The organism is Microbulbifer maximicatervae (SeqCode), from assembly GCF_052467825.1.
The window spans coordinates 336,007-358,326 of record NZ_CP174327.1; the positions used below are offsets into that span (position 1 = coordinate 336,007).

Consider the following 22,320-nt stretch of genomic DNA (forward strand, 5'->3'; position numbering starts at 1 on the left):
CCTTTTGTTTTTACCACTATAAATGGGAAAGCCCCGGTATTTATTTATCGGGCTCGACCCTGCTTGGTGGAGAAACATGTCGGCATACAGAAAGTGGCAGTGCCAGAACTGCGGCTGGATATACGATGAGTCCAAAGGTTGGCCCGAGGATGGAATTCTTCCCGGTACTCGCTGGGAAGATATACCTGAAGACTGGTACTGCCCGGAGTGTGGTGCAGCCAAACAAGATTTCTCCATGCTGGAGATTGGCGCCGATACCACTCAAGCCAGCTTAGCTAGCAATGATGGCTTCCGGATCTGGGAGTGCATGGTATGTGGCTGGACATACAATGAGGCCGAGGGATGTCCACAAGATGGCATTGCTCCTGGTACTCGGTGGGAGGATATTCCCGACGAATGGAATTGCCCTCAATGCGGCGTTAGTAAACAAGAATTTGATATGGTTCTTGTAGGCCAAGCCCCCATCGCCCCGTCCCCTTCAGCCAACCAAAAAACAACCACTACAACCTCAGCACTTTTAGTTATTATTGGCACAGGGCTGGCCGGGTATAATCTGGCGCGAGAGTTTCGCAAGCTTACCCCCCAGTCTCCTCTCCTGTTAATCACTGCCGATGATGGAGCTTTTTACTCCAAGCCTTTGCTGTCAGCCTCTTTCTCTCACGGCAAGACTGCACAGCAACTCAGCACTTCCAGTGCCGAAGATATGGCTAGCGAACTCAATGCACAAATTCTGGTTCACACGCGGGTAATACATATAGATCGCCAAAACAAAACTCTGACGATTCAGCAGGATGGTGCAGAGCATGTATCCAAGATTCCCTATGGAAAGCTAGTTCTGGCAACCGGGGCCAAGTGCCGCAAACTTCCCCACTATGAGGGGGATGCCCAATCACATATCTTTCGCATAAATAATCTCAGAGACTACCACCGTTTTCGCACTGCCGTGGTGGGGCGCAAGCGCATACTACTCCTGGGCGCTGGTTTGATTGGTTGTGAATTTGCCAACGATTTGATACAGACCGGCTTCGCAGTGGATCTGGTTGACATGGAGCAATGGCCACTGGCGACACTGCTGCCGGAAGTCGCCGGGCGCGATCTGCAGACGGCCCTGGAAGACTATGGCGTTCGCTTCCATGGGGGCTCATCATTAAACCGTATCGAGAAATTGAGCACCGGTTTCCGGGCCCAGCTGAGTAGTGGAGAGCAAATAGAAGCGGATGTTGTTCTCGCCGCACTCGGACTTGAGGCTAACACCGGCTTAGCCTCCATGGCCGGTATAGCCGTGCAAAGAGGTATTGCTGTAGATCGATATCTGCAAACAAGCGATCCCGATATCTACGCCCTGGGGGATTGCGCAGAAATAGACGGCCATCGGCTACTCTTTGTCGCCCCCCTAATCAGCTGTGCGAAGAGTCTGGCACAAACTTTGTCAGGAAATCTGACTCCCGTTTGCTTTGGCGTTATTCCTGTGGCCGTAAAGACAACCCTGCACCCAACTACCGTTTGCCCGCCAAGCCCTGATACCAAGGGGACTTGGCAAATCAACATAGAAGATTCAGGGGTTTGCGCCGAATTTCGCGACGAAAAGGGCAATCTACTCGGTTTTGCCCTTACCGGTAGTGCGATCGCCCTCCGGGAAAGGCTCAGCCAAGAGTGCCAGCCAATTATGAACGACCAGTCAAAAAATGACTGATAATCATACTTATTTTAATAGCTATTCGAGGTAAAGCGCGCAAACCGTTAACTTTTGCCTTAAAATGGCGGCCCTTCAAAGTTTTGGTACAAGTAGCCCTAGTATGACGACAGAGAAAAGCCGTACGATTTCCCCGTCACCCGAGCAAAGCCGGCTACTGCGGGACACCCTCGGCCACTTTGCTACCGGTGTAACCGTCATTACCACTCAGGATACCAATGGCCAACCTGCCGGCATGACGGCTAACAGCTTTAATTCCGTTTCCCTCGACCCCGCCCTGGTTCTATGGAGTATCGATAAGCAATCCATGGGCTATAAAGCATTTACCACCCGGGAGCACTTTGCCGTGCATATCCTGCGAGCAGACCAACAACATGTCTCAAACCTATTTGCTGGTCGAGGGGCAGACAAGTTTGGACAGGTCAACTGGTATGAAGGCCCCAATGGTATACCTCGCCTAGAGGAGTGTGCAGCCTATTTCCATTGCCGCCGCGCGCAATGCATTGATGGTGGAGATCACACAATATTGCTTGGAGAGGTGCTGGAATTTGCCGCTTTTGGTGGTGAACCCCTGGTCTTTCATCAAGGCTGTTACCGTGCACTGGCTGGAGAGTAGCAGCTCACTTTTTGGAGCCTAATCACTACCCAAAGGCTATAAAAATAATTTTTTAATGCCAATTAACCAGTATTTGGCAGAAACTTTGGTGTTGCATTAGTGACCTCGTAATAATTCAAGGGCAGTCTGAAGCAAACCATGAAAATGGACTGATAAGCCATGACTTCAACTACGCTCTTCTGTTTCGCCCACCGGGGCTATCAACAGCGAGCCAGTGAAAACACTCTCCAAGCAATCGGGCATGCGTTGGAACTCAACGTCGGGGGTATCGAAATTGATGTGTGGAATATTGGTGGGCAGCTTCTGGTCAAGCATGACCGGCGACTCGGACGCCTAATCGCGGGCTCTGAACTCATCACTGAAATGCATCCCGATGCCCTGAAAGAGAGACCTCTCCCTTGCGGGAATAAGGTCCCTACATTAAGGGAAGTCCTGGAACTTGTGGGAAATAGTGCCCAACTCAATATCGAGCTGAAAGGGCCTAACTGTGCAGCCCTTTTCGCGGATGAAATCCACACCTTTACGCAGGATACTGGTGCAAGCTACGAGCAATACATCGTCTCCTCTTTTGATCACCGCCAGTTGTACCAGTGCCTGCAATTAGCTCCTGAGGTTCGGCGGGGAGTTCTGGTTTCCGGTGTTCCCCTCGATCTTGCAGCCTGCTCTGCTCCATTAAAGGCCTATTCATTACATACGAACGTAGATTTTATAAATGCAGATTTAATAGCCGATGCAAAACAGCGCGGGCTTAAGAACTACGTATTTACCGTCAACGACCCCAACGATTTGATGCTGTTGGCAGCTCAAGGTATTGATGGGGTTTTCACTGATGAACCTCAAATCGTATCCGATTTTAATGCCCGTGTTGAATTCACAAAAACTGGCACTTAGACGTTGGAGAAGATCCTCTTCACCAATTAAGAAAACAGACAGTAACCCGGGACAATTACCGGGCTACTGCTGTGAGTTAAAGCAGGAAAAGACTCGAGGCTAAATAGTCTCCCCTATTTATACAGCTTAAAACTCTGCGCTAGCACGTAAATACCAATAACCACCATTAAAGCCAAATGGTGATGTGAGGGCATGGCGTACCCCGAGATATCGCAATGTGGGCTCCTGCTCATCATCAGGCATTACGTCAAAGATATTCTCGCCCCCCAACGACAATTTATAATTTTCATACAGCGTAAACGTCGCTTCGATATCAACGAGAATTTCACTGCCATAACTATAGGTATCATTGGCATCCCCAGCACCAAACAACCCGCCTGTTGATTCCCAACTGCCATAGCGATTAAAACGCAGGTACCCTGCAAATAAATCACCCGTATCGAGGTCAAAAGTTAAAGTCGTTCGATCACTAGGAACTTGGTTTTCCAGGTCAAATACCCGTGAGGCATTGATGGTATTTGGCGTAACACTGGTAACTTCCTGGCGATTGTGATTGTGGCGTAAATCCACCACTAATAAACTTTCAAAAATCTCGAAATCACTGGTAACTGCCAGATCTATACCAGACACTTCCGAGTCATAAGCATTGACGAAATAGTTTGCATTGCTGCCGTTGAGTAGTGCTGCATTTTCTATACCGGCATTTTGCAACAGAATCACTTCGTCATCTCCGATGGCATTGTTGCGCAGAGCCAGGCGATCCTCGATGTCGATGTTGTAGTAATCTATTGTCACACTGGTATTGTCCAGTGGGGCAAAAACCGCACCCAAGGTGAAACTGGTGGATTCCTCCGGTTCCAGCTCAACGGCTCCGAGCGCTGATGCCACCGGATGAGCCACAGGGTAGGTTCCATTGGGTATCAGGTTGCCACTGGAGTCTGTCGTAGTAGTAACATTTAAGGTATTCACCTGTCCGGGTGTTGGCGCCCTGAAACCAGTATTTACCGTCGCTCGAAATGCCAGTTGTTCATTCACATCATACCGTGCTGACAATTTCCAATCCGATGTCGAGCCAAACTCATCATATTCCTCTAACCGTAAAGCCGCTCCCAAAGTCAGAGCCTCAGTCACATCGGCTTCAAGGTCAATATAAGCTGCAATACTCTCGCTACTGAAACTGCCCAGCGCTTCAATCGGGAACCCCTGAAAACCATCTGAACCCACACCAAAATACGCAGCAGTTGGACCTACCTCAGTGGACGCTGCATCCCCCCTACCAATTGAGTAAGTCTCTTCACGCCACTCAGCGCCGAATGCAAGGTTCAATGGCGAAGCAAAGGCCATGACATCAATGGGGTAGACAAAATCTGCATTGAGGCTGGACTCTTCCTGCGTGAGGGTGCCCGGCTTGAAGGAGGTAGGAGACAAAATTCCCAAACTTGGATTGATGGAATTTTTCAGGACATAGTCCACTTCATTTTCAGCCAAACGTCCGCGTAGATCCCAGGAGAGACCATTGGCAAGCTCTCCACGCGCCCCGAATACAGCAGCGATATCATAAATATCTGCACCAAATTCAGGGTTGTAGCCGCCGGGGAACTGAGTATAAATTGGGTTTCGCAACACGTACCCACTGTCGCTGGTAGTATCTGCTACCAGGTAATCCGAGGGGTTTAGGCCTTGCGCTAAAATAGAATCCACTAAAGACTGGGGAGCTGGGTCGGGCATGTAGTCGATACTATTCGGATCAAGGGGATCATTGGGGCTGTCTACTTGCAGGGTACCTCTCGCAGTAAACTGGTGTTCTGGGTCGAGCACCGGTCCACGATAGAAAAAGTCAGAAATTGTTTCATTTTGTGAATAACCGAAATTTCCATAGAGCTCTATCGAATCAGAGATCTCCAGGCCGCTGTTAATAAAAAACTTCAGGGACTCAACATCGGGATCACCCCATCTCTGCCCCAATCCATCCAGTGGTACTAAATTATTTCCCACAACTGATCCTACCTGCAGCGCATCCGGCCGCGCTTCGCTGCGCCAGGTTTTATCTGCGCGGGAAAATTCAACGGTGCCATTAATAAATCCTGTATTACCCAGCGCAAATCCCGTATTTGCGGCAATACTCATCCGGGTTCCATCCCCTTCAAAATACTCCCCTGTCTGAGCTGATAAGCTAAATCCCTCTGCATCATCCTTCAGGATAATGTTAACGACACCGGCAATCGCATCGGAGCCATATTGTGCTGAAGCGCCATCACGTAAAACCTCAACTCGCTCTATAGCCATAGAGGGTAGCGCCGAAAAGTCGACGGCTTGGGCACCCTGGTTAACTGTGCCCAGAGGGGCAAGCTGCAAATTAACCAGCGCAGAGCGATGGCGGCGAGTTCCATTGACCAGTACCAAAGTTTGATCTGGAGATAAATTACGTAAAGTTACCGGGCGGATAAAAGCGGTACCATCAGCAATTGGAAATCTCTGCGTATTAAATGAAGGGGCAATTTTTGCCAGGGACTCAGTAAGATCAAAGCTCGCTTGATCCGCAATGTCCTCTCCGCCAACCACATCTACCGGAGAAAGAGTCTCGGTGGGAGATACACCCTCTTTGCGTGTACCTGTGGTTATCACTTCCTCCATTGCCCGATCAGCAGTATTAGAGGCACCCTCTTCCTTTTCCTCAGCAATCGCATACCCACCAGAGTTAAAAATCGCAACTGCCACCGCCAATGACAAAGGTCTCAACAAGTAACGCTTCATATTCACCACCCTCTCTTCTCATTATTAACATCAAACAGAACATCACCGGATAATTCATCAAAGCAATGCACATCAAATTAGATCCGTGCAGGGGTTAAACAAAAAAAGCGGCATACTGACGTTCCGTTAAATTGCATCCATGCCAGAAATTAGTGCACGCCTAGGGTAGATCTTTTACGCGATTAAATGTCAACTTCCAACAAATCAAAAAATTAATGTCGCGATATTTATTTTAAAAGGAGGGGGTACACGTTTAGCAAATACCAAAAACTGCCAAACGTGACTTTTAGAAAGGCTGAAGCAAAAGTGACAGCAATGAATTCACTTAAAAAAATAAATAGGTGAAATCAGCACCGTCTATTGAGGTGTATAAGTAACGTCAACTTCATAATCCGATCCAAGGCGACTGTAACCCCGCACCATAAAATAGGCTTCACTCTCACCACTTGGCACGGTTAAGGAACAGTTCTCAGAGCTATCTCCCTCATAGGGACGGCAATCGTAATAGCGCCAAGTAGGTGCCGCACCAAAACGGACATATAGATCGGCATCATTAGTACCGGTCATATCCGCGATAAAATCTGTACCGGGCGTTACACTGAGAGGTCCATAGTGATCCTCCGAACCTCGACCCACATCACCACTAAATGTTTCTGTTTGTTCCTCACCGGGGTCTGGATCGGGATCGGGGTCCGGATCGGGGTCTGGGCCCGGATCATCCCCTATATAACCCTTGGCCAATTCAGCGACATAGGCAGCAGCAAGCTTTCCAAACTTCACCGCATGACTGGCATCTCCACCACTATTGGCGAGGGTATCACTTGAAGTGTGGATATAAGGGTTTGAGCCATTAAAAGTCGCTTCAAAAGGAAAGGAAACCGGATACCCCTGGTTATACCAAGATGCGTGATCAGAACACGCATAACCACAATAAGTTGTTCCAACAGTGAGGCCGCTCAGGTAGGTCTGGGCCAGATCCTCAAGAAAGCTATTCTGGGCACTATTGGTGTAATCTCCAATAATATAGATATCACTATTTGAGCCATAGTAATTAGTCATATCCAACTGCAAGGCACCTATCACATTTTTATTCTGTGATTTGTAATCGCTGGCAATATCATCTGACCCCCGCAGCCCCACTTCCTCAGCAGCGTACCCCATAAAAGCCAGCGTTTTATCCGGCTTATAGTCTGTAGCTACAATTGCATTAATGACATCTGTCAATGTTGCTATGCCAGACGCATCGTCGTCAGCCCCCGGCGCTCTCGTACCTTCACCAGTACCAAAACCAACCGTAGAATCCAGGTGCGCCCCCAGCACGATAATTTCATCCGGATCAGTTTGCCCCTGAATCGTCAAAATTACAGAGGGTTGCGCCCAACTATGGCTATAAAGTTCGACAGAAGCATCACTTCGTGAACTCGTTAATGCCTGCCACTCATCCCTTATCCACTCAGCACCATCCACGCCGGTTGAGGTGGTGTAATAGCGATTAGTAAAATTCGACAAACTTTGAATAGTCGACCGTATATTAGACTCTGAGATCTCTGCTTGCAGGGCGTTAACCACATCTGCATTATCAATAGAGTAAGCGATCACGTTATTCACTGTTGTCGTCAGCGATGAAACCTGGGCAGCTTCTGCTTCCTCCAATGAGTCATGTACCATAAAGCCGCCACAACGGTTATGGTTGATATGCATCAGAGTCGATATTTCGGAAAGATTCTTTTCATTAACTTTTAGAATAGTGACTCCGTTACGTTCCTCACCTTGAATCGCGAGTGGTTGCTTGGCAACCAGGCTACTGTTTTGCTTTAAGGTTTTATAACCATCACTACCTATAGTTATCCACAGCTCTTCTGCCATAACAGCGCCGGGGAGTGCAAGAACCCCAACTAAAGACCTACTAATAATTTTTTTCATTATCTTCTCCACATTAAGTTAGCCCCCTGCGAATCCCTGATATTTCAAAAACACAGGCAGGCAATAAACACACATGCAAGAAGCCTGCACAAACAGCAGTTTTGAATCTCAATAATATTCAAATAATATAAAAATCAATAAGGATGGAACTACAGGCCATACCTATAAACAATCGCGGACAATCCAGAAATATTTTTATTATTCGAATTTCGAAAAGCGCAGAGAGAACAAACAAAACCGGATTGACCAATCCGGCAAGGAAAAGCTAGCACATTCAAATAAATACTAAAACAATTTGGCATCTTTCAGCGTAAGAGCCGCAATAAACTTTAAGTGGATCACAAATACACAAAAAACATAGAATATAAAAACACTATTAATAGCAAATAGAACTAGGAATAATTTCTGAACTAAAGGGTTTTTCAGCCCTTTATTTTAATTAGATCTACAAGAAGAATTTTAAGATTGCAACTCATACAGAATCTACCCAACCAGGAAGCCTCCTTTTTAATCCCTGCTGGTTTTGTAAAGCAGCGGCTGCACATAAAACGGTCTCATCAGCATATTTTCTGCCTACTATTTGCAGACCTACTGGCAGACCATTCCCTGAAAAACCGCAATTGATTGATATTGCCGGATGGCCTGATAAATTGAAGGGGTAGGTATAAGGTGTCCAGGAATACCATAGAGAGCCTGGATTATTATCCGGCACATTGGCCCCAGCACTAAATGCGGTAATGGGTAAAGTTGGGGTCACTAACAGATCATATTTCAGAAAAAATTCCTGTAATCGCTCGACAAAATTATCTCGCCACTTCAGCGCGTCGAGATAATCAGGTAAGGATAATTTGTCCGCTTGTTCTGCGACCTCCAACAATTGGGGCTCCACCAGTTGACGCCTGGTACTATCCATCGCCCTAAAGATGCTCGCTATTCCCGCGCAAAATAGACAGCCAAAAGCTGCACTAGCATCATCAATACCTGGGTCAACCTCTACAACTTCAGCACCCAATTCCTGGAAGTGCATTACACTAGCAGAAACGTTGCTCACCACCATGGGATCAGGTTCTACGTAACCAAGACTGGAGCTGTATGCAATACACAACTTTCCTGTTCTTTCAATCAACCTTCCCTCTGTAGCTGCAAGGAAATCAATGTTCCGGCGAGGTATTGCGCGGATATCCCGATGATCCGGTTCACTGATTACATTCATCATCAGTGCACAGTCTTCCACCGTCGATGCTAAGGGCCCCACATGCACTAGGGAGGAGAAGGTACCTAATGGCCAATGGGGAACCTGCCCAAAACTCGGTTTGAACCCAACTGTGCCGCAAAAGCTGGCAGGAATCCGGATAGATCCACCACCATCAGCCCCCACAGCCAGAGGGCTCAATCCCAGTGATACTGCAACAGCGGCCCCGCCACTCGAACCACCCGATGTCTTATCCCTATCCCAGGGGTTTCTCGTAATACCGTCTATGGCATTATCCGTCACCGCCTTCCAACCAAACTCCGGTGTCGTAGTTTTCCCTATTGGCGTGTACCCGTTGCGCTGTAATGCCGCAATGCAAGGGGCCGCACATCCCAGCGTCGTCTCTGGATCAATTATTTGGGAGCCGAAAACCGTTGGCCACATCGGTGTATAGAAGACATCCTTTATTGCCACTGGCACCCCATCAAGTAATCCCCACGCATTACCAGACATATAGCGGTGTTCAGCTTCCCGCGCATAGGCGAGGCTTGTCTCTCTGTCAATCAAACAAAAAGCCTTAACATGCCTATTAAGTCGCTCAATTTGGTTGAGTAACTCCTCGGTAACCTCAACCGGTGAGAAAGACTTCTTCCTGTATCCATGCAACAACTCAAGAGCTGTCATCCCAACGAAATCGCCCATCGAGTAAGCCTTCCAATTACTGATCCGCTAACTTCATCAGACTAGTCGTCGGTAGCTAAATACTTGCTCCACCTTCTCTTAAAAAGATCCGATGGAATAATTTCACGCAATACAGAAAGTTCAGCTTCCAGTCAGGAAATTCACAGTAAGCTTTGGTGAAATCACCGACACGGATAACCGCTGTGAAATTTCCCTCTCAAATTGCACTCCTCTTTCTTTTAGTTTCATTGATCTCGGGATGTGCCACCATGAGCGAAGATGAATGCTATGTCGCAGACTGGCAGGCAATCGGGTATGAAGATGGTGCAGCAGGTCGAGACATTTCTTATTTAGGGGGGCGTCGTGAGGCTTGTGCAAAGTACGGTGTGTCAGTCAATACAACGGCTTATCGCAATGGGCGAGCTGAAGGACTAGAGCTTTTTTGCACCGAGCTGCGCGGCTTTGATCAGGGTCGCTCTGGCAACAGCTATAACGGGGTCTGCCCCGCAGACCTCGAAGGGTTATTCTTGCGGGGATACAATTCAGGCCAGGATATTTTTCTTGCCAAATCTGCTGTCGAGGAACTGGTATCGGCAATTCATGACCTGGAACTGGCGAGAGAGCATATTCTCGATGATATGACAGAGATCGGTGCTTTATTGGTAGATGAGACAGTCGACAACTCTGAGCGGGTGACTTTGCTCGCTGATATTACTCGCCTAAAGGTCAGGCATTCAGAACTGGGGATGGAAATTACTGGCTTGCAGTTCGAACTAATGCAACGAGAAGCCGAGTATCAGGAAGTATTGGCCCGTTCTCCCTACCTGTGACCCTGCTCTAAAATCCACTAAGAGCCAAGATTACCTCTGCGGGCCCTAATCTGCAGAGATTAATTCCTGTCTCTATCTATTGTCGCGAATCAACCATTTCTAATCCCGGTCTCCATCACTACCAAACTGACACCATATGATAAATAGAGAAAGTAGGTCTCCTACAAAAGGCAGGCTTGCAGCGGTTGCCCCCTATGCAACTTATAAACCACCAGAAAACTTGCACCAAAGAACCAAGTAAAAAGACACTTCCAAGAAAAATTATCCTCTATATTTCGGACAACCGGATCAGTGCTGGTCTTTTATCCTACCCCGCATTGACTTCACCTGAGAGCGGCGACTTTTTGCTTGTAGGCGACGCTCCTTGGCACCACGACTGGGTTTTGTGGCCACGCGGAATTTTGGCTTAAATGCAGCTTTATCCACCAGTTCCTGCAGTCGCTCCAGGGCATCCAGGCGGTTTTTCTCCTGGGTTCGGAACCTCTGAGCCTTGATAACCACCACGCCATCAGAGGAGATTCGACGATCTTTTAACTTTAAAAGACCATCCTTAATCAACTGTGGAAGTGAAGAAGCCCGAATATCAAACCGCAGATGAATTGCACTGGAAACTTTATTTACATTTTGGCCACCGGCGCCTTGTGCGCGTATCGCACTCATTTCGATTTCTTCTTGAGGGACAGACACCTTCCCTTTTCCATAAACCATAAACACCCAATGCCCGAGTTACATCATTTTACTAAAAACACAAAATCTAATGACCATTCTGCCCAAATAGTGCAGCTATTAACCAGCCCCACCACACAGATACAATTCGCCATTGACAGAAATCAAATTATAAAAAAATGCTTCCTATAAAATGAGTGTATCTAGGGGTAAACCTCATTTACCGGGAAACCCTCATTAAGTAATATTGCGCCAGCCGAATAAAAGCTATTAAAGGGGCCTTAAAGGCCAACCAAGATTTGCGGAATGATTTGTGACTTATTTTCAAGTCATAGTCAAATCCGCTAAGATTGCCCGGCTTCCTAGAAGTACTGGAGCAAAGAACAATAAAGACTCGCGCCCTGTAGTTTCCTCTGGACTGCTCCCGATGTCTCCGCGGGTGTGAGATTACCGCGACAAGGAGAAAACCATGCATAACGCCAAGCGTAGCCTCGCAGCGGCCATAGCACTCGCAACAATGACAAGCTCTGCGGCTTTTGCCAAAGAGGCAGCCTTTTCCCAGGTTATCGCCTTTGGTGACAGCCTGACCGATGTCGGCAACTACGATGTATTCACTAATGGGGGCGACGATCGCGAAGTAGCCATTAGTCTTTTATCCCAGAATCTGGGCCTGGGTGCCGTAACTCCGTCTTGTGCAGGTATGGAATCTTCCTTTTGCCTACCCACCGTAGACCCCTCACTGAGTGCAGAGGAACTTGAAGCTTCCGTTACTGCTCAGATTGCTGCTGGCTTGAGCAATGCTGGTACAGGCTGGGCCGTAGGAGGGCATAAAGCAGCTGATGTTCTGATGAATATCATCGGTCCCGACAACTATGCAGCCTACCTGCAAGCATATGGCCTGGAGGCTGACCCGAGCCGTCATAACCTGTTAAGCGCCCTGATGCCAACCACTGGTGACGAAGGCTTAACTCCCAGCTACCCGGACTCCGAACTCCTGACCCAGTTGCTGGTACAACAGGCCACTGCAGCCCAATTAGTAGCCCAAGCCGAAGCTGCCCTGGCAGAAGGTGATACCGCAACTTATGCTGACCTGATGACCCAAGCTTCTGCTATGGGCGACGCCATTGAGGGCACCTTTGCTGATCTTATAGCCACTACTGGAACTTCCGGTAACCCACATCCACTGGGAATGGGCTACCTGGAAAGTACTTTGGGAAGTGCTGATCACAACGCTCTCTATTGGGTAAACGGCGGTGGTAACGACTTGCTCAGCGGTTTCGAAGATGTCGTCGCTGGCACCTCAACCATCGAAGAAGTCACTGCGGACCTGGACGTTGCATCAACGATGCTGGCAAGCGCAGCTGGCGCCCTATCCGATGCAGGCGCCAATTACATCCTCGTATCCAATGTACCGGATGTCAGCAAAACTCCTGGCGTTTACGCTGCTGCATATGAGGCCGTTTACTCCAGCGACAATGCAGAGGCTCTGCAAGCTGCAGTTGATGCTGGACTGGTGAGCCAGGAAGATGCGGATGCCCAGCAGGCCACCGCCTTCGAAGAGATACTTTTCGAAGCAAGTAGCACTTCTGAAACCTTCAACTCAGCACTGTTAGCTAAGGCCAAGGATATCGACGGCGTTCTGATGGTTGACCAGGCAGGGATCCTGAAAGTCGCCCTTAATAACCCGACCATCTTTGGTTTATCTTCCTCAGAGAACCAACTGTTCTGTTACGACGGCAGTGGCAACGACTGTATTGAGCACTCAGTTTATGGCATTAACGGCACCGACCCCGATGCAGACAAGCTGATCTTCAACGACAGTGTTCACCCCACTCAAATTGGTCAGGAAATCCTCGGTGACTACTACACCGCAATCGTGAATGCTGCTCAGGTTGCCGGTCAGCTGCCGGATATCGCAATCCAGGCTACTCGCACCCACACCAACAGCCTTGACGAGAGCCTGGCCAGTGTTCGTTACCGCTCCGCTCAGACTGGCGTTTTCGCCGGCAGCTCCCTGGGTAACGTCGACTACGATACAGATTACACCGCCAATGTCAGGGGAGATGGCTACTCCAATATTCTCGGCATGACTTTCGCCGTGCGCGACAATGCGGAAATCGGTTTTGCAGTAAGCCGCTCCAATATTGATGTGGATAATTCACAGCTTGCTATTGATTCCACCTCGACCAACTACAGCGTTTTTGGCCGCATGCACTACGACATTTTCTTTGTCGAAAGTAACGCGACCCTGACCGATGTAGATTACGATGACGTCAGCCGTTCTGTCTCTCTGGGCGACACTTATAACGGTAACCTGACCGGGAATACCTCTGGCGAGAACTTGTCCTTGGGTATCACTGCCGGTGCCAACCTGCTCAATAGCGAAACCTTCCAGTTCGGTCCATTTGTAAGCTTCACCAAGGTAACTACGGATGTAGATGGCTACACCGAAGATGCCATCGAAGGCTTTACCTATACCGACCTGAGTGGCAATGAGCTCGACCCGCTGGGTATGCACTACGGTGATCAAGAGCGCCGCCTGAGAAATATGCGTTTTGGTGCTTTCGCCAATAAGAGCTGGGACACCATTAATGCCTATGCAGAAATTTGGTATGAAGACACCAACGGTACTGAAGAAGACACTATTGAAGTGGGTGTAAAATCCATGGAAGGCAATATGAATGCCATGCCTAGCTATGCCAGTGTCGACGAAGGTATCTTCAACGGTGGTATGGGTATGATTGCCGGTATTCGCTGGCAAGCAGCTGACGCTATCGCTGTTAGCGCAACTGTCGCTTCCCGCCCAACGACTGAATCTGCCTCTGTCAATTTGACTTACCGCTTCTAAGTGGTAACTGTGCCCCCTGCCAGGGGGCACAGCCTCCCCTTCTATTTAATTTAACTACGATTCTTCTCACCTCAGAGCCTTCCCTCATCAGTGAAATTGAACAAATAGGGGCCGTCCAAATGCTCCGATTGGAAACTGACAACCTGGTTATTCAAGAGCTTAATGAAGACCGGGATAACGGTTTAATGCTGGCACTACTCAATGATGCCGATTTTCTAAAGAATATTGGCGATCGCGGAGTTCGCACAAAAAGTGAGGCTCGCAACTATATCCTAAATGGTCCCATTGCCATGTATCGTGAGCACGGCTTTGGTATGTATAAAGTATCCTTGAAAAATGGCACTGCAATAGGCATCTGCGGACTGGTTAAGCGAGAGGGGCTCAATGGAGCCGATATTGGCTTTGCCTTTTTACCCGATTATCGTGGCCAGGGATTTGCTTTAGAAGCTGCCAAAGCTGTAATGACGTACGCCAAGGATACACTGGGATTAACGCGAATCCTTGCGATTGTACAACCAAAAAATAAACCCTCTATACGATTACTGAAAAAACTCGGCCTAGCCCATGAGAAGCAAATTGTATTGCCAGGCGAGACTGAGAAACTGGCTTTAATGGCCTGGGACAAAGACGCAGCTGAAATAACAAACTAGAATAAAAACTATTTCTTAAGAAAGTTATTCTGATATACAGCGTCGCTGCACCTTGATAATAAAAATACCACACAGACCCTGTGGTTTTTCATTGACATGCAACCATGCTGGTCTAGTCTCCAACTTACTATTAAGGAGAGGACTGCCATGATTATCGCAACCGATATGCCCGAAGTCAGTCGATGTGCCGCCAGCCAATGTGCTTATAACGCCAATGATGCTTGCCACGCCAGAGCAATTACCATTGGTGACGGTGCCGATCCCGACTGTGATACTTTCTTCACCAACTCCCGTCATACAAGTAGCTCCCGTACCGCCGGAGTTGGTGCCTGCAAAATGGAAGACTGTAAATTTAATGATGACTTCGAGTGCTCAGCAGAAAGTATTCAAATTGGACTGACAGGAAAATCCCAGCACTGCCAGAGCTACACTCACTAACTAGGCAACCAACAACCCAATAAAAAAGCCCGGATCAATATTCACCGGGCTTTTCTATTAATCGGGGGCGATTAATTCACAGGTTCAAGTGAAGCCTCTTTTGAGCCCTCACTCACCGCAGTACGAGGCTCCCATACAATCCCCTTGGTATCCACGTGTTGTTTAAATAAAGGCTGATAATGAGCTTCAAGTACCTTTCGCTTAATCTTTAGTGTCGGCGTTAGGAATTCATTGAGGGGTGTCCACTCTTCCTTGGTGATAAAGATAGTCTTAATTCGCTCATGTTGCGGTAACTTATCATTCACTGAAGTCAGTAGCTTCTGCAAATGCTCATTAACTTCCTCCCGTGGTAATTTTTCAGCAGACTCGGAGATAGTCACCAGCATTACCGGCTGATCCATACCGTGCCCCAGGACACAGAGCTGGGCCAGCATAGTCTCATTACCAAAAAACCCTTCGAGTCGGCTGGGCTGAATAAACTTACCTTTACTGGTTTTGAAGGTTTCTGAAATACGCCCAGTGATATGTACCAGACCGTCCTTATCAATAAATCCAGAATCACCCGTGTGGTAATAACCGTCCCGTATTACCTCCGTAGTTTTTTCCGGTTCAAGATAGTATCCCTTCATCAAGGAACCGCTCTTAAAGAGTATCTCCCCTTCCTCAGAAATCTTAACTTCACAGCCGTGATAAGGCTTACCAACCGTCCCCGGCACAGGATCTTCCCCCGGCGGAGCAAAGCAACCATAAATAAAATTCTCGGTCATACCGTAGCCATCGGCCACCTTCATTCCCATGCGGTGGTACCAACGCAGTAGTTCAATGGAAATAGGGGACGCGCCGCTAACCAATATTTCTGCATCATCCAACCCCAGACCATTGCGAACTTTCTTTCTTAACCAGGTATTGATTCCAGGAATACGTAGCAGTACTTCTTGCAATGACGGCGGGATTTTTTCATCAATTCCCTCTTTAAACTTGGTCCAAAGACGAGGAACCGAGAAGAACATCGTCGGGCGCGTGCGCTTTAAATCTTCCAGGAAAGTATCCAGAGATTCGGGAAAATGAATTGGGGTACCAGAATACAAACAATGGAATTCAACCAATATCCGCTCTGCAGCATGAGCTAAGGGCAAATAGGAAAGAACACGGTCATTCTCATCCATTCCATAACCGCGAATCATATTTGGGGAGACAAAAACCACCGAAGACCAGCTATGCATAACCCCTTTTGGATTACCTGTAGTTCCAGAGGTGTACATGATCGTAAAGATATCATCCAGATCAAAAGTCGGCTTCTCCTCAAAGCGCTCACTCTCTTTGATTAGGGTTTCCAGATCCTGGTCACAACGGATCTCACAGCGCTGGATAGCGACCGAGGGCAGCATATCAGCAACTTCCTGTAGAGCCGCATTATTGTCGGTGGCCCCACAGAAAAGCAATTTCGATTCAGAGTGCTGCAAAACATAAGTCATTGAGGAGACAGATTGACCTGGGTAAAGCGGCACGCTGACCATTCCCGCCAGCATGATACCCACATCCACAATAATCCAGTCCGCACAATTTTTGCCGTGAATAGCAATGCGATCACCGGGCTCGTACTGAGCGCGCAGGTAGCCAGCAATCCTGCGAGCCCGATCCATTACCTCACCCCAGGTATAGTCTCTCCATTGCCGCTGCTGCATTTGGCGAAGAAAGACCGTATCAGCCTGCTGCGCCTCCCTCTGATAAAGAAGCTCTAAAGGTTGCAGGCCCTTCACCTTCTCGTACTTTTCTTCCGGGGTCATCGCTAGTCCTCTCTGATTATTGTGTTTTTTTTAATTATGAGCAGTATCATTTGTCCGGGCAGATTGCACCAATATGCAGCACACCCTGAGCGGAGTTACCAAGATAACTAAGCAGTAAAGCCATTAAATAACGACTTTTACTCGGCTTGGCTAGATCCGCCGAATGAATATGGCAGATGAAACACCTAAAAAGGCAGAATCTCTGACAGTTATTGTTTTACCTTAAGTTACTGAAGATCAGCTATTAGTGCAATTATTGTTATCAACAATAAAATGCGAATGACTGGTCACAAAGGAGCAGGCTCTTTGCTGCTTAATTGGGACATCAGGTCTAACAAAAGTATCCCTTTTATCAGGGCGCTACTTACTAATAGGACTAAAAACTAGAGCATTGTGGTACACAGTGTCACATGAGTGTAATTCAAAATTACTTTTGATTTCTTAAAAATTTAATCCGCACCAATTTCTAGTTTGATATCAGGGTTACAGAGAAACAACCTGAGACAACAAGCAAAAACAAATAGCAACACCCAACTTAAAAAGCCCGAAAACTACAAAAGCTTCCTTTTAGCAAGTGCGAGCACCCAGGTAAAACTAAAAACGACAAAAGCCGCGGAGACTTAAAATCCATTTAAGGCAATTAATACAATAACCTTAATTTAATTAAGAACATTAACAGCTCTTAAATATTGAAAATAGCCGCCTCAATACTTCAGAGAAAATAACTTTAATTTCTCATTCAAGAATATACTTTCAGAGCTCGCAACACCGAAAGCATTGTAAGTTTTGTTTAAAAATAGATGTGTTTAACTAGGCGTTAAAAGCGAGATTGAGGAGGGAGAAATGGGGAGAGGGATGTGAAAAACACCCCCCTCTCCTACAAATTGTATTAACCTACCTTTTCTCCGTGAGCCTGCTTATCAGCATGGTAAGAAGAGCGTACCAAGGGACCACAGGCCGCGTGCTTAAAGCCGATTTGCTCGGCGTAGCGGCGATACTCTTCAAACTCATCCGGGTGGACGTAGCGCTGCACCGGCAAGTGTTCTTTACTCGGTTGCAGATACTGGCCGATCGTAAGCATATCGATATCATGCTCGCGCATATCGTCCATTACCTGGAAAATTTCCTCTTTCTCCTCACCCAGGCCAACCATCAACCCGGACTTGGTCAGTACGTCAGGGCGACGCTTTTTGTATTCCTGCAGCAGCTTTAAAGACCACTTGTAATTGGCACCGGGACGAGACTCTTTATACAGGCGTGGCACAGTTTCCAAATTGTGGTTAAACACATCCGGAGCTTCTTTCTCCAGAATGTCCAGCGCTACATCCATACGGCCGCGGAAATCCGGAGTGAGAATTTCCACTTGCAGGTTCGGGGATTGCGCTCTCGATTCACGAATACAATTGGCAAAATGCTCGGCGCCACCATCGCGCAAGTCATCCCGGTCAACAGAGGTGATTACCACATAGCGCAAACTCATTGCAGCAATGGCATCCGCCAGGTTCTTAGGCTCTTCCGGGTCCAGTGGATTGGGCTTACCGTGGCCTACGTCGCAGAAAGGACAGCGACGGGTACAGATTTCACCCATGATCATAAATGTCGCGGTACCGCCACTAAAGCACTCTCCCAAATTAGGGCAGCTCGCCTCTTCACAAACCGTTGACAGTTTTTGTGAGCGGAGAATATTTTTGATGCGATCCACTTCTTTTGAAGCGGGAACCTTTACGCGAATCCAGTCAGGCTTACGCAGCAGGTTATCGCTGGCAATTACCTTCACCGGGATACGCTCTACCTTATCGCCATCGCGAAGTTTCTCCCCCTGCTGGAGGCGGCGAGTGCGCTTAACGGGCACCAGGTCGGGTTTATCAGCCATTACTTAATTCCTGCTGTTCTGCGCTCAGCTGCGCAAATACTTTTTTATCAATGGGTTGCCACTGGGCGTCGGGCAACTGAAGAGTGTGGAGCAGCTCGCGTACAAAAATCTCGGCGACCTGGCTCCAACTCGGGGTTGGTTCCAATATTTCTGCCATCTGCACCATCTGCATCCCCGCATAGCCACAGGGGTTGATCCGCAGGAATGGAGCCAGATCCATATCGATATTGATGGCGATACCGTGGAAACTGCACCCCCGCCGAACTCGCAATCCGATAGAGGCAATTTTACTCCCCGCACCTGGGCCTTTAGTGAGGTAGACCCCAGGCGCATCGGCCCTGGGTGCCGCTGCAACACCAAAGGTTTCCAGCATTGCCACCGTGGCAGTTTCCAGGGCAGTGACCAGATCACGCACGCCGATTTTTGCTCTGCGCAGGTCCAGCAATGGGTACACCACCAACTGGCCGGGGCCGTGATAAGTCACCTGTCCCCCACGATCCACCTGAACCACGGGTATATCACCGGTATTCAGCAGGTGCTCGGCTTTGCCTGCCTGCCCCTGGGTGAAAACCGGCTCGTGCTCTACACACCAGATCTCGTCGACACTTTCGCCATCGCGACTATCGGTATAGCGCGACATGGCCTGCCAGACACTCTTGTAATCTCGCCGCGCAAGATCGCGAACAATGGTCATCAGAGCACCATATGCACAGCGGGGTGCTGTTTCAGTTCTTCAAATAATGCTTTGAGCTGCTCCTCACCAGTGGCGAGGATAAAGAAAGTCATTGAGGTGAATTTACCAGTACTACTGTCACGCAAGGTAACGCGCTCTTCATCCAGGCCGGGGGCATGGCGACGCATCACATCCAGTACAAATTCGTGCGCCTCATCATTGGCATCACGCACGACCTTGACCATGTAGTCTTCGCAGGGAAATTCAATTTTCGGGGCTTTTTGATTGGGATCTTGACTCATACCACTCTCCGGGGCCGGGCTGTTAGATATTGAGAAAAGCTTAGGCACAGCCGGGCGGCGATTATACAGCGGCTAAACAGCAGTGGACAGTGAGCAAAAGGGGAAGTGGACAGAGAGTGGGGAGGGATGGACAGGGATGGGAATCATTCCCATCCCTAAATCAGCAATTAGCTAAAAAAGCCCATTACAAAGCGCTTGATGGAGTCCCACATGCGCTTGAAGAAACCGGCACGCTCCACATCTTCGGCAGCAACTGCTTTAACATCGGCGACAGTCTCACCATCCAGGGTCACAACAACTTTACCCACTGGCTGGCCCTTCTGCACAGGCGCTTCCAGCTCACCATCCACAATCAGGTCGGCCTTAATGCCTTCCTCACCGCCACGGGGGATGGTAACGAATACATCTTTAGCTACGGCAATACCCACGCTGGGCTCTTTACCACCCCAGACACGCTCCGTCTGCAACTCTTCACCCTGACCGTAGACCTTGTGGGTTTGGTAGTAGCGGAAGCCGTAGGCCAGCAGTTTTTGGGTTTCAGAGGCGCGCTTCTCATCACTGTCGGTGCCGACAACAATAGCAACCAGGCGCATGCCGCGCTTCATTGCAGAAGCCACCAGGCAGTACCCTGCTTCTTCCGTATGGCCGGTCTTAATTCCATCTACAGAGGAATCGCGCCACAGCAAGCGGTTGCGGTTGGGCTGGTTAATGCCGGAGTAGCTGAAATACTTCTCGGAATAAATATCGTAATGCTCTGGGTGGTCCATTATCAGCGCGCGCGCCAGTACACCCAGGTCATGGGCAGTCGTTACATGCCCCTCTGCAGGCCAGCCAGTGGCGTTGACGAAGTTAGTATCTTCCATTCCCAGCAGCTCTGCCTGCTGGTTCATAACTTCGGCAAAGACCTCCTCACTACCGGAGACGTGTTCTGCCAGGGCGATACTCGCATCGTTACCGGATTGAATAATCACACCGCGCATCAAGTCGATAACCGGCACCTGGTCACCCACTTTGACAAACATCTTGGAGCCACCCTTGCGCCAGGCCTTTTCAGAGATACGAACCATATCGTTTTCTTTGATGCTCCCCTTAAGGATCTCCTCAGAAACGATATAGGCCGTCATCATCTTGGTTAGGCTTGCCGGCGGTACCGGAGTATCCGCCTCGTGCTCAACCAGGACCTGACCGGTATTGGCATCTAAGAGCAGGTAAGACTTCGCCGCCAATTGAGGCGGTGCAGGGATAAGAGATTGCGCCTGGGCCAGGCCCGCACATAACAACAGGAAAGAACAGGCGATAATCCGTGTGATCATAGGTATATGTCTCGTCATTCCTCGTTTTCGTTGGCTTAACCTGCAACGAAATCTACAAGGTTAATCAGCGGCACTAGAGCTTGTCACCAAACGCCGCCTATCATTACAAAATTACAAAATACAAGAAAAAACGCGTCAATGCGCACTATTTTGTGAACGGGTATTCAAATGACTGCCACCGATAACATCAGTCACAATCATTTAAGGCAGATATCACCCTTCCCTATTGATACCCAAGAGCCCACAACACTATTCGTAAACTACTTGTGGCTGTCCAAATTGCTTTTGCTCAACAGTTTCCCGCGCTGTTGCCAAAGCTCTCTGCTGGGTAAGTGGGCCAATTCGAACTCGATAATAAGTCTTGCCGCCACTCTGAACAGAACTAACAGCAACAGGATAGTCAATGGCCGCTGCCAATTGGGTGCGAATTTCCTGGGCCTGCGCGGAACTACTATAAGCACCAACTTGCAGATAGGTATTGTCGGGCAACTTGATAGTCGTATCTTCCGCCAAACCAGCAGTGCCATCACTATTGGCCAGCACTTCATTGGCCGCCGGCAACGCGGCCGGGTCCAGAGCCTCTACCTCAACCCGAGCAATGCCTTTATCAATGTATCCGAGCTTTTGCGCAGCAGTATAACTGAGGTCGATGATGCGCCCGTGCACAAAGGGCCCCCGATCGTTTACCCGCACGATAATACTGCGGCCATTGTCGAGATTGGTGACCTTGGCATAGCTGGGCAGTGGTAGCGTTTTATGGGCAGCAGACATGGCATACATATTGTAGACCTCGCCATTTGCAGTGCGTCGGCCGTGGAATTTTGTTCCATACCAGGAAGCCTGCCCCACCTCCTTATAGCCCTTGACGTCATTGCGTACACGATACGTGACACCGTTGACTTTATAAGGGGATTTATTGCCGGCGTCGCCGATCGGCTCGCGGACAGGGATCGGCTCAGGGGCTGCTTGCATATTTACCGGAGCAGCAGGGCCACTATCCTTGATGCTATTAAAGTCCGGTTGCTTGGTGTTTTCGGTTTTCTGTGGTTTTGGCTGCGGGCCACTACAGGCCGCTAATATCAGGACCGCCAGGGCCACTCCCCAACGCGCTTTGCACTGAAACATAATCCCCCCGGCGCGCGACAACTTATTGCTGCCGTCTCCAAGCCGCTATTATCTTGAACTGCTAA

General features: G+C 48.7%; 17 protein-coding genes. 7 read left to right on the forward strand and 10 right to left on the reverse strand.

Going from position 1 to position 22,320, the window contains the following annotated elements; translation table 11 throughout:
• Positions 1 to 76: 76 nt before the first annotated feature.
• The 3 genes from ACJJII_RS01540 (at position 77) to ACJJII_RS01550 (ending at position 3,200) form a co-directional block, all read left to right on the forward strand.
• The gene (locus ACJJII_RS01540; protein WP_444918069.1) at positions 77 to 1,693 is read left to right on the forward strand and encodes an FAD-dependent oxidoreductase; all 1,617 of its coding nucleotides are present in this window, start codon (positions 77 to 79) and stop codon (positions 1,691 to 1,693) included.
• A gap of 103 nt (positions 1,694 to 1,796) precedes the next feature.
• Entirely contained in the window at positions 1,797 to 2,309 is a 513-nt protein-coding gene (locus tag ACJJII_RS01545) for a flavin reductase family protein (protein ID WP_413663130.1), read from the forward strand.
• Between the two features lie 159 nt (positions 2,310 to 2,468).
• Positions 2,469 to 3,200, forward strand: coding sequence for a glycerophosphodiester phosphodiesterase (locus ACJJII_RS01550; protein WP_444918070.1), 732 nt, complete (start codon positions 2,469 to 2,471; stop codon positions 3,198 to 3,200).
• A gap of 126 nt (positions 3,201 to 3,326) precedes the next feature.
• On the opposite strand, the gene ACJJII_RS01555 is transcribed toward ACJJII_RS01550, so the two are convergent.
• From ACJJII_RS01555 to ACJJII_RS01565, 3 genes are all read right to left on the reverse strand, one after another.
• Complete coding sequence (locus tag ACJJII_RS01555; RefSeq protein WP_444918071.1) at positions 3,327 to 5,954, reverse strand: TonB-dependent receptor plug domain-containing protein; 2,628 nt, start codon at positions 5,952 to 5,954, stop codon at positions 3,327 to 3,329.
• Positions 5,955 to 6,311: 357 nt separating this feature from the next.
• A complete protein-coding gene (locus tag ACJJII_RS01560; protein ID WP_444918072.1) occupies positions 6,312 to 7,877 on the reverse strand; it encodes a M28 family peptidase in 1,566 nt (521 codons plus the stop codon).
• A 472-nt stretch (positions 7,878 to 8,349) separates the two neighbouring features.
• Positions 8,350 to 9,771 (reverse strand): amidase, encoded by a 1,422-nt coding sequence (locus ACJJII_RS01565; protein ID WP_444918073.1) that lies wholly within the window; start codon positions 9,769 to 9,771, stop codon positions 8,350 to 8,352.
• A gap of 248 nt (positions 9,772 to 10,019) precedes the next feature.
• On the opposite strand from ACJJII_RS01565, the gene ACJJII_RS01570 reads away from it, so the two are divergent.
• Complete coding sequence (locus ACJJII_RS01570) at positions 10,020 to 10,580, forward strand: DUF2799 domain-containing protein (RefSeq protein ID WP_444918074.1); 561 nt, start codon at positions 10,020 to 10,022, stop codon at positions 10,578 to 10,580.
• Positions 10,581 to 10,868: 288 nt separating this feature from the next.
• On the opposite strand, the gene arfB is transcribed toward ACJJII_RS01570, so the two are convergent.
• Positions 10,869 to 11,288 (reverse strand): alternative ribosome rescue aminoacyl-tRNA hydrolase ArfB, encoded by a 420-nt coding sequence (arfB, locus tag ACJJII_RS01575; protein WP_413663136.1) that lies wholly within the window; start codon positions 11,286 to 11,288, stop codon positions 10,869 to 10,871.
• 427 nt (positions 11,289 to 11,715) lie between these two features.
• Here arfB and ACJJII_RS01580 point away from each other — a divergent pair, with 427 nt between their 5' ends.
• The 3 genes from ACJJII_RS01580 (at position 11,716) to ACJJII_RS01590 (ending at position 15,182) form a co-directional block, all read left to right on the forward strand.
• Positions 11,716 to 14,094 (forward strand): autotransporter domain-containing protein, encoded by a 2,379-nt coding sequence (locus ACJJII_RS01580; protein WP_444918075.1) that lies wholly within the window; start codon positions 11,716 to 11,718, stop codon positions 14,092 to 14,094.
• 119 nt (positions 14,095 to 14,213) lie between these two features.
• Positions 14,214 to 14,744, forward strand: a complete 531-nt coding sequence (locus ACJJII_RS01585; RefSeq protein ID WP_444918076.1) for a GNAT family N-acetyltransferase — start codon at positions 14,214 to 14,216, stop codon at positions 14,742 to 14,744.
• Positions 14,745 to 14,891: 147 nt separating this feature from the next.
• On the forward strand, positions 14,892 to 15,182 hold the full coding sequence (locus ACJJII_RS01590; RefSeq protein ID WP_413663139.1) for a DUF1540 domain-containing protein: 291 nt from the start codon (positions 14,892 to 14,894) through the stop codon (positions 15,180 to 15,182).
• 71 nt (positions 15,183 to 15,253) lie between these two features.
• Here ACJJII_RS01590 and ACJJII_RS01595 read toward each other — a convergent pair whose 3' ends face one another.
• From ACJJII_RS01595 to ACJJII_RS01620, 6 genes are all read right to left on the reverse strand, one after another.
• On the reverse strand, positions 15,254 to 16,969 hold the full coding sequence (locus ACJJII_RS01595; protein ID WP_444918077.1) for an AMP-binding protein: 1,716 nt from the start codon (positions 16,967 to 16,969) through the stop codon (positions 15,254 to 15,256).
• Between the two features lie 889 nt (positions 16,970 to 17,858).
• Positions 17,859 to 18,842 (reverse strand): lipoyl synthase, encoded by a 984-nt coding sequence (gene lipA, locus ACJJII_RS01600; RefSeq protein WP_282931475.1) that lies wholly within the window; start codon positions 18,840 to 18,842, stop codon positions 17,859 to 17,861.
• Positions 18,835 to 19,536, reverse strand: coding sequence for a lipoyl(octanoyl) transferase LipB (gene lipB, locus ACJJII_RS01605; RefSeq protein WP_444918078.1), 702 nt, complete (start codon positions 19,534 to 19,536; stop codon positions 18,835 to 18,837). The genes lipA and lipB overlap by 8 nt, the downstream gene beginning before the upstream one ends.
• Positions 19,536 to 19,817 (reverse strand): HP0495 family protein, encoded by a 282-nt coding sequence (locus ACJJII_RS01610; protein ID WP_282931473.1) that lies wholly within the window; start codon positions 19,815 to 19,817, stop codon positions 19,536 to 19,538. Before ACJJII_RS01610 ends, lipB begins: the two co-directional genes overlap by 1 nt.
• 167 nt (positions 19,818 to 19,984) lie before the next feature.
• Positions 19,985 to 21,130 (reverse strand): D-alanyl-D-alanine carboxypeptidase family protein, encoded by a 1,146-nt coding sequence (locus ACJJII_RS01615; protein ID WP_282931472.1) that lies wholly within the window; start codon positions 21,128 to 21,130, stop codon positions 19,985 to 19,987.
• Positions 21,131 to 21,379: 249 nt separating this feature from the next.
• Entirely contained in the window at positions 21,380 to 22,255 is an 876-nt protein-coding gene (locus tag ACJJII_RS01620) for a septal ring lytic transglycosylase RlpA family protein (protein ID WP_282931471.1), read from the reverse strand.
• Between the last annotated feature and the right edge of the window lie 65 nt (positions 22,256 to 22,320).

Bases quoted from the DNA above. Each gene is read 5' to 3' on its own strand.
- lipB (WP_444918078.1), bottom strand. From the start codon at position 19,536: ATGACCATTGTTCGCGATCTTGCGCGGCGAGATTACAAGAGTGTCTGG.
- ACJJII_RS01555 (WP_444918071.1), bottom strand. From the start codon at position 5,954: ATGAAGCGTTACTTGTTGAGACCTTTGTCATTGGCGGTGGCAGTTGCG.
- ACJJII_RS01560 (WP_444918072.1), bottom strand. From the start codon at position 7,877: ATGAAAAAAATTATTAGTAGGTCTTTAGTTGGGGTTCTTGCACTCCCC.
- ACJJII_RS01615 (WP_282931472.1), bottom strand. From the start codon at position 21,130: ATGATCACACGGATTATCGCCTGTTCTTTCCTGTTGTTATGTGCGGGC.
- ACJJII_RS01595 (WP_444918077.1), bottom strand. From the start codon at position 16,969: ATGACCCCGGAAGAAAAGTACGAGAAGGTGAAGGGCCTGCAACCTTTA.
- ACJJII_RS01540 (WP_444918069.1), top strand. From the start codon at position 77: ATGTCGGCATACAGAAAGTGGCAGTGCCAGAACTGCGGCTGGATATAC.
- ACJJII_RS01620 (WP_282931471.1), bottom strand. From the start codon at position 22,255: ATGTTTCAGTGCAAAGCGCGTTGGGGAGTGGCCCTGGCGGTCCTGATA.
- ACJJII_RS01550 (WP_444918070.1), top strand. From the start codon at position 2,469: ATGACTTCAACTACGCTCTTCTGTTTCGCCCACCGGGGCTATCAACAG.
- ACJJII_RS01585 (WP_444918076.1), top strand. From the start codon at position 14,214: ATGCTCCGATTGGAAACTGACAACCTGGTTATTCAAGAGCTTAATGAA.
- ACJJII_RS01545 (WP_413663130.1), top strand. From the start codon at position 1,797: ATGACGACAGAGAAAAGCCGTACGATTTCCCCGTCACCCGAGCAAAGC.
- ACJJII_RS01565 (WP_444918073.1), bottom strand. From the start codon at position 9,771: ATGGGCGATTTCGTTGGGATGACAGCTCTTGAGTTGTTGCATGGATAC.
- lipA (WP_282931475.1), bottom strand. From the start codon at position 18,842: ATGGCTGATAAACCCGACCTGGTGCCCGTTAAGCGCACTCGCCGCCTC.
- ACJJII_RS01590 (WP_413663139.1), top strand. From the start codon at position 14,892: ATGATTATCGCAACCGATATGCCCGAAGTCAGTCGATGTGCCGCCAGC.
- ACJJII_RS01610 (WP_282931473.1), bottom strand. From the start codon at position 19,817: ATGAGTCAAGATCCCAATCAAAAAGCCCCGAAAATTGAATTTCCCTGC.
- arfB (WP_413663136.1), bottom strand. From the start codon at position 11,288: ATGGTTTATGGAAAAGGGAAGGTGTCTGTCCCTCAAGAAGAAATCGAA.
- ACJJII_RS01580 (WP_444918075.1), top strand. From the start codon at position 11,716: ATGCATAACGCCAAGCGTAGCCTCGCAGCGGCCATAGCACTCGCAACA.
- ACJJII_RS01570 (WP_444918074.1), top strand. From the start codon at position 10,020: ATGAGCGAAGATGAATGCTATGTCGCAGACTGGCAGGCAATCGGGTAT.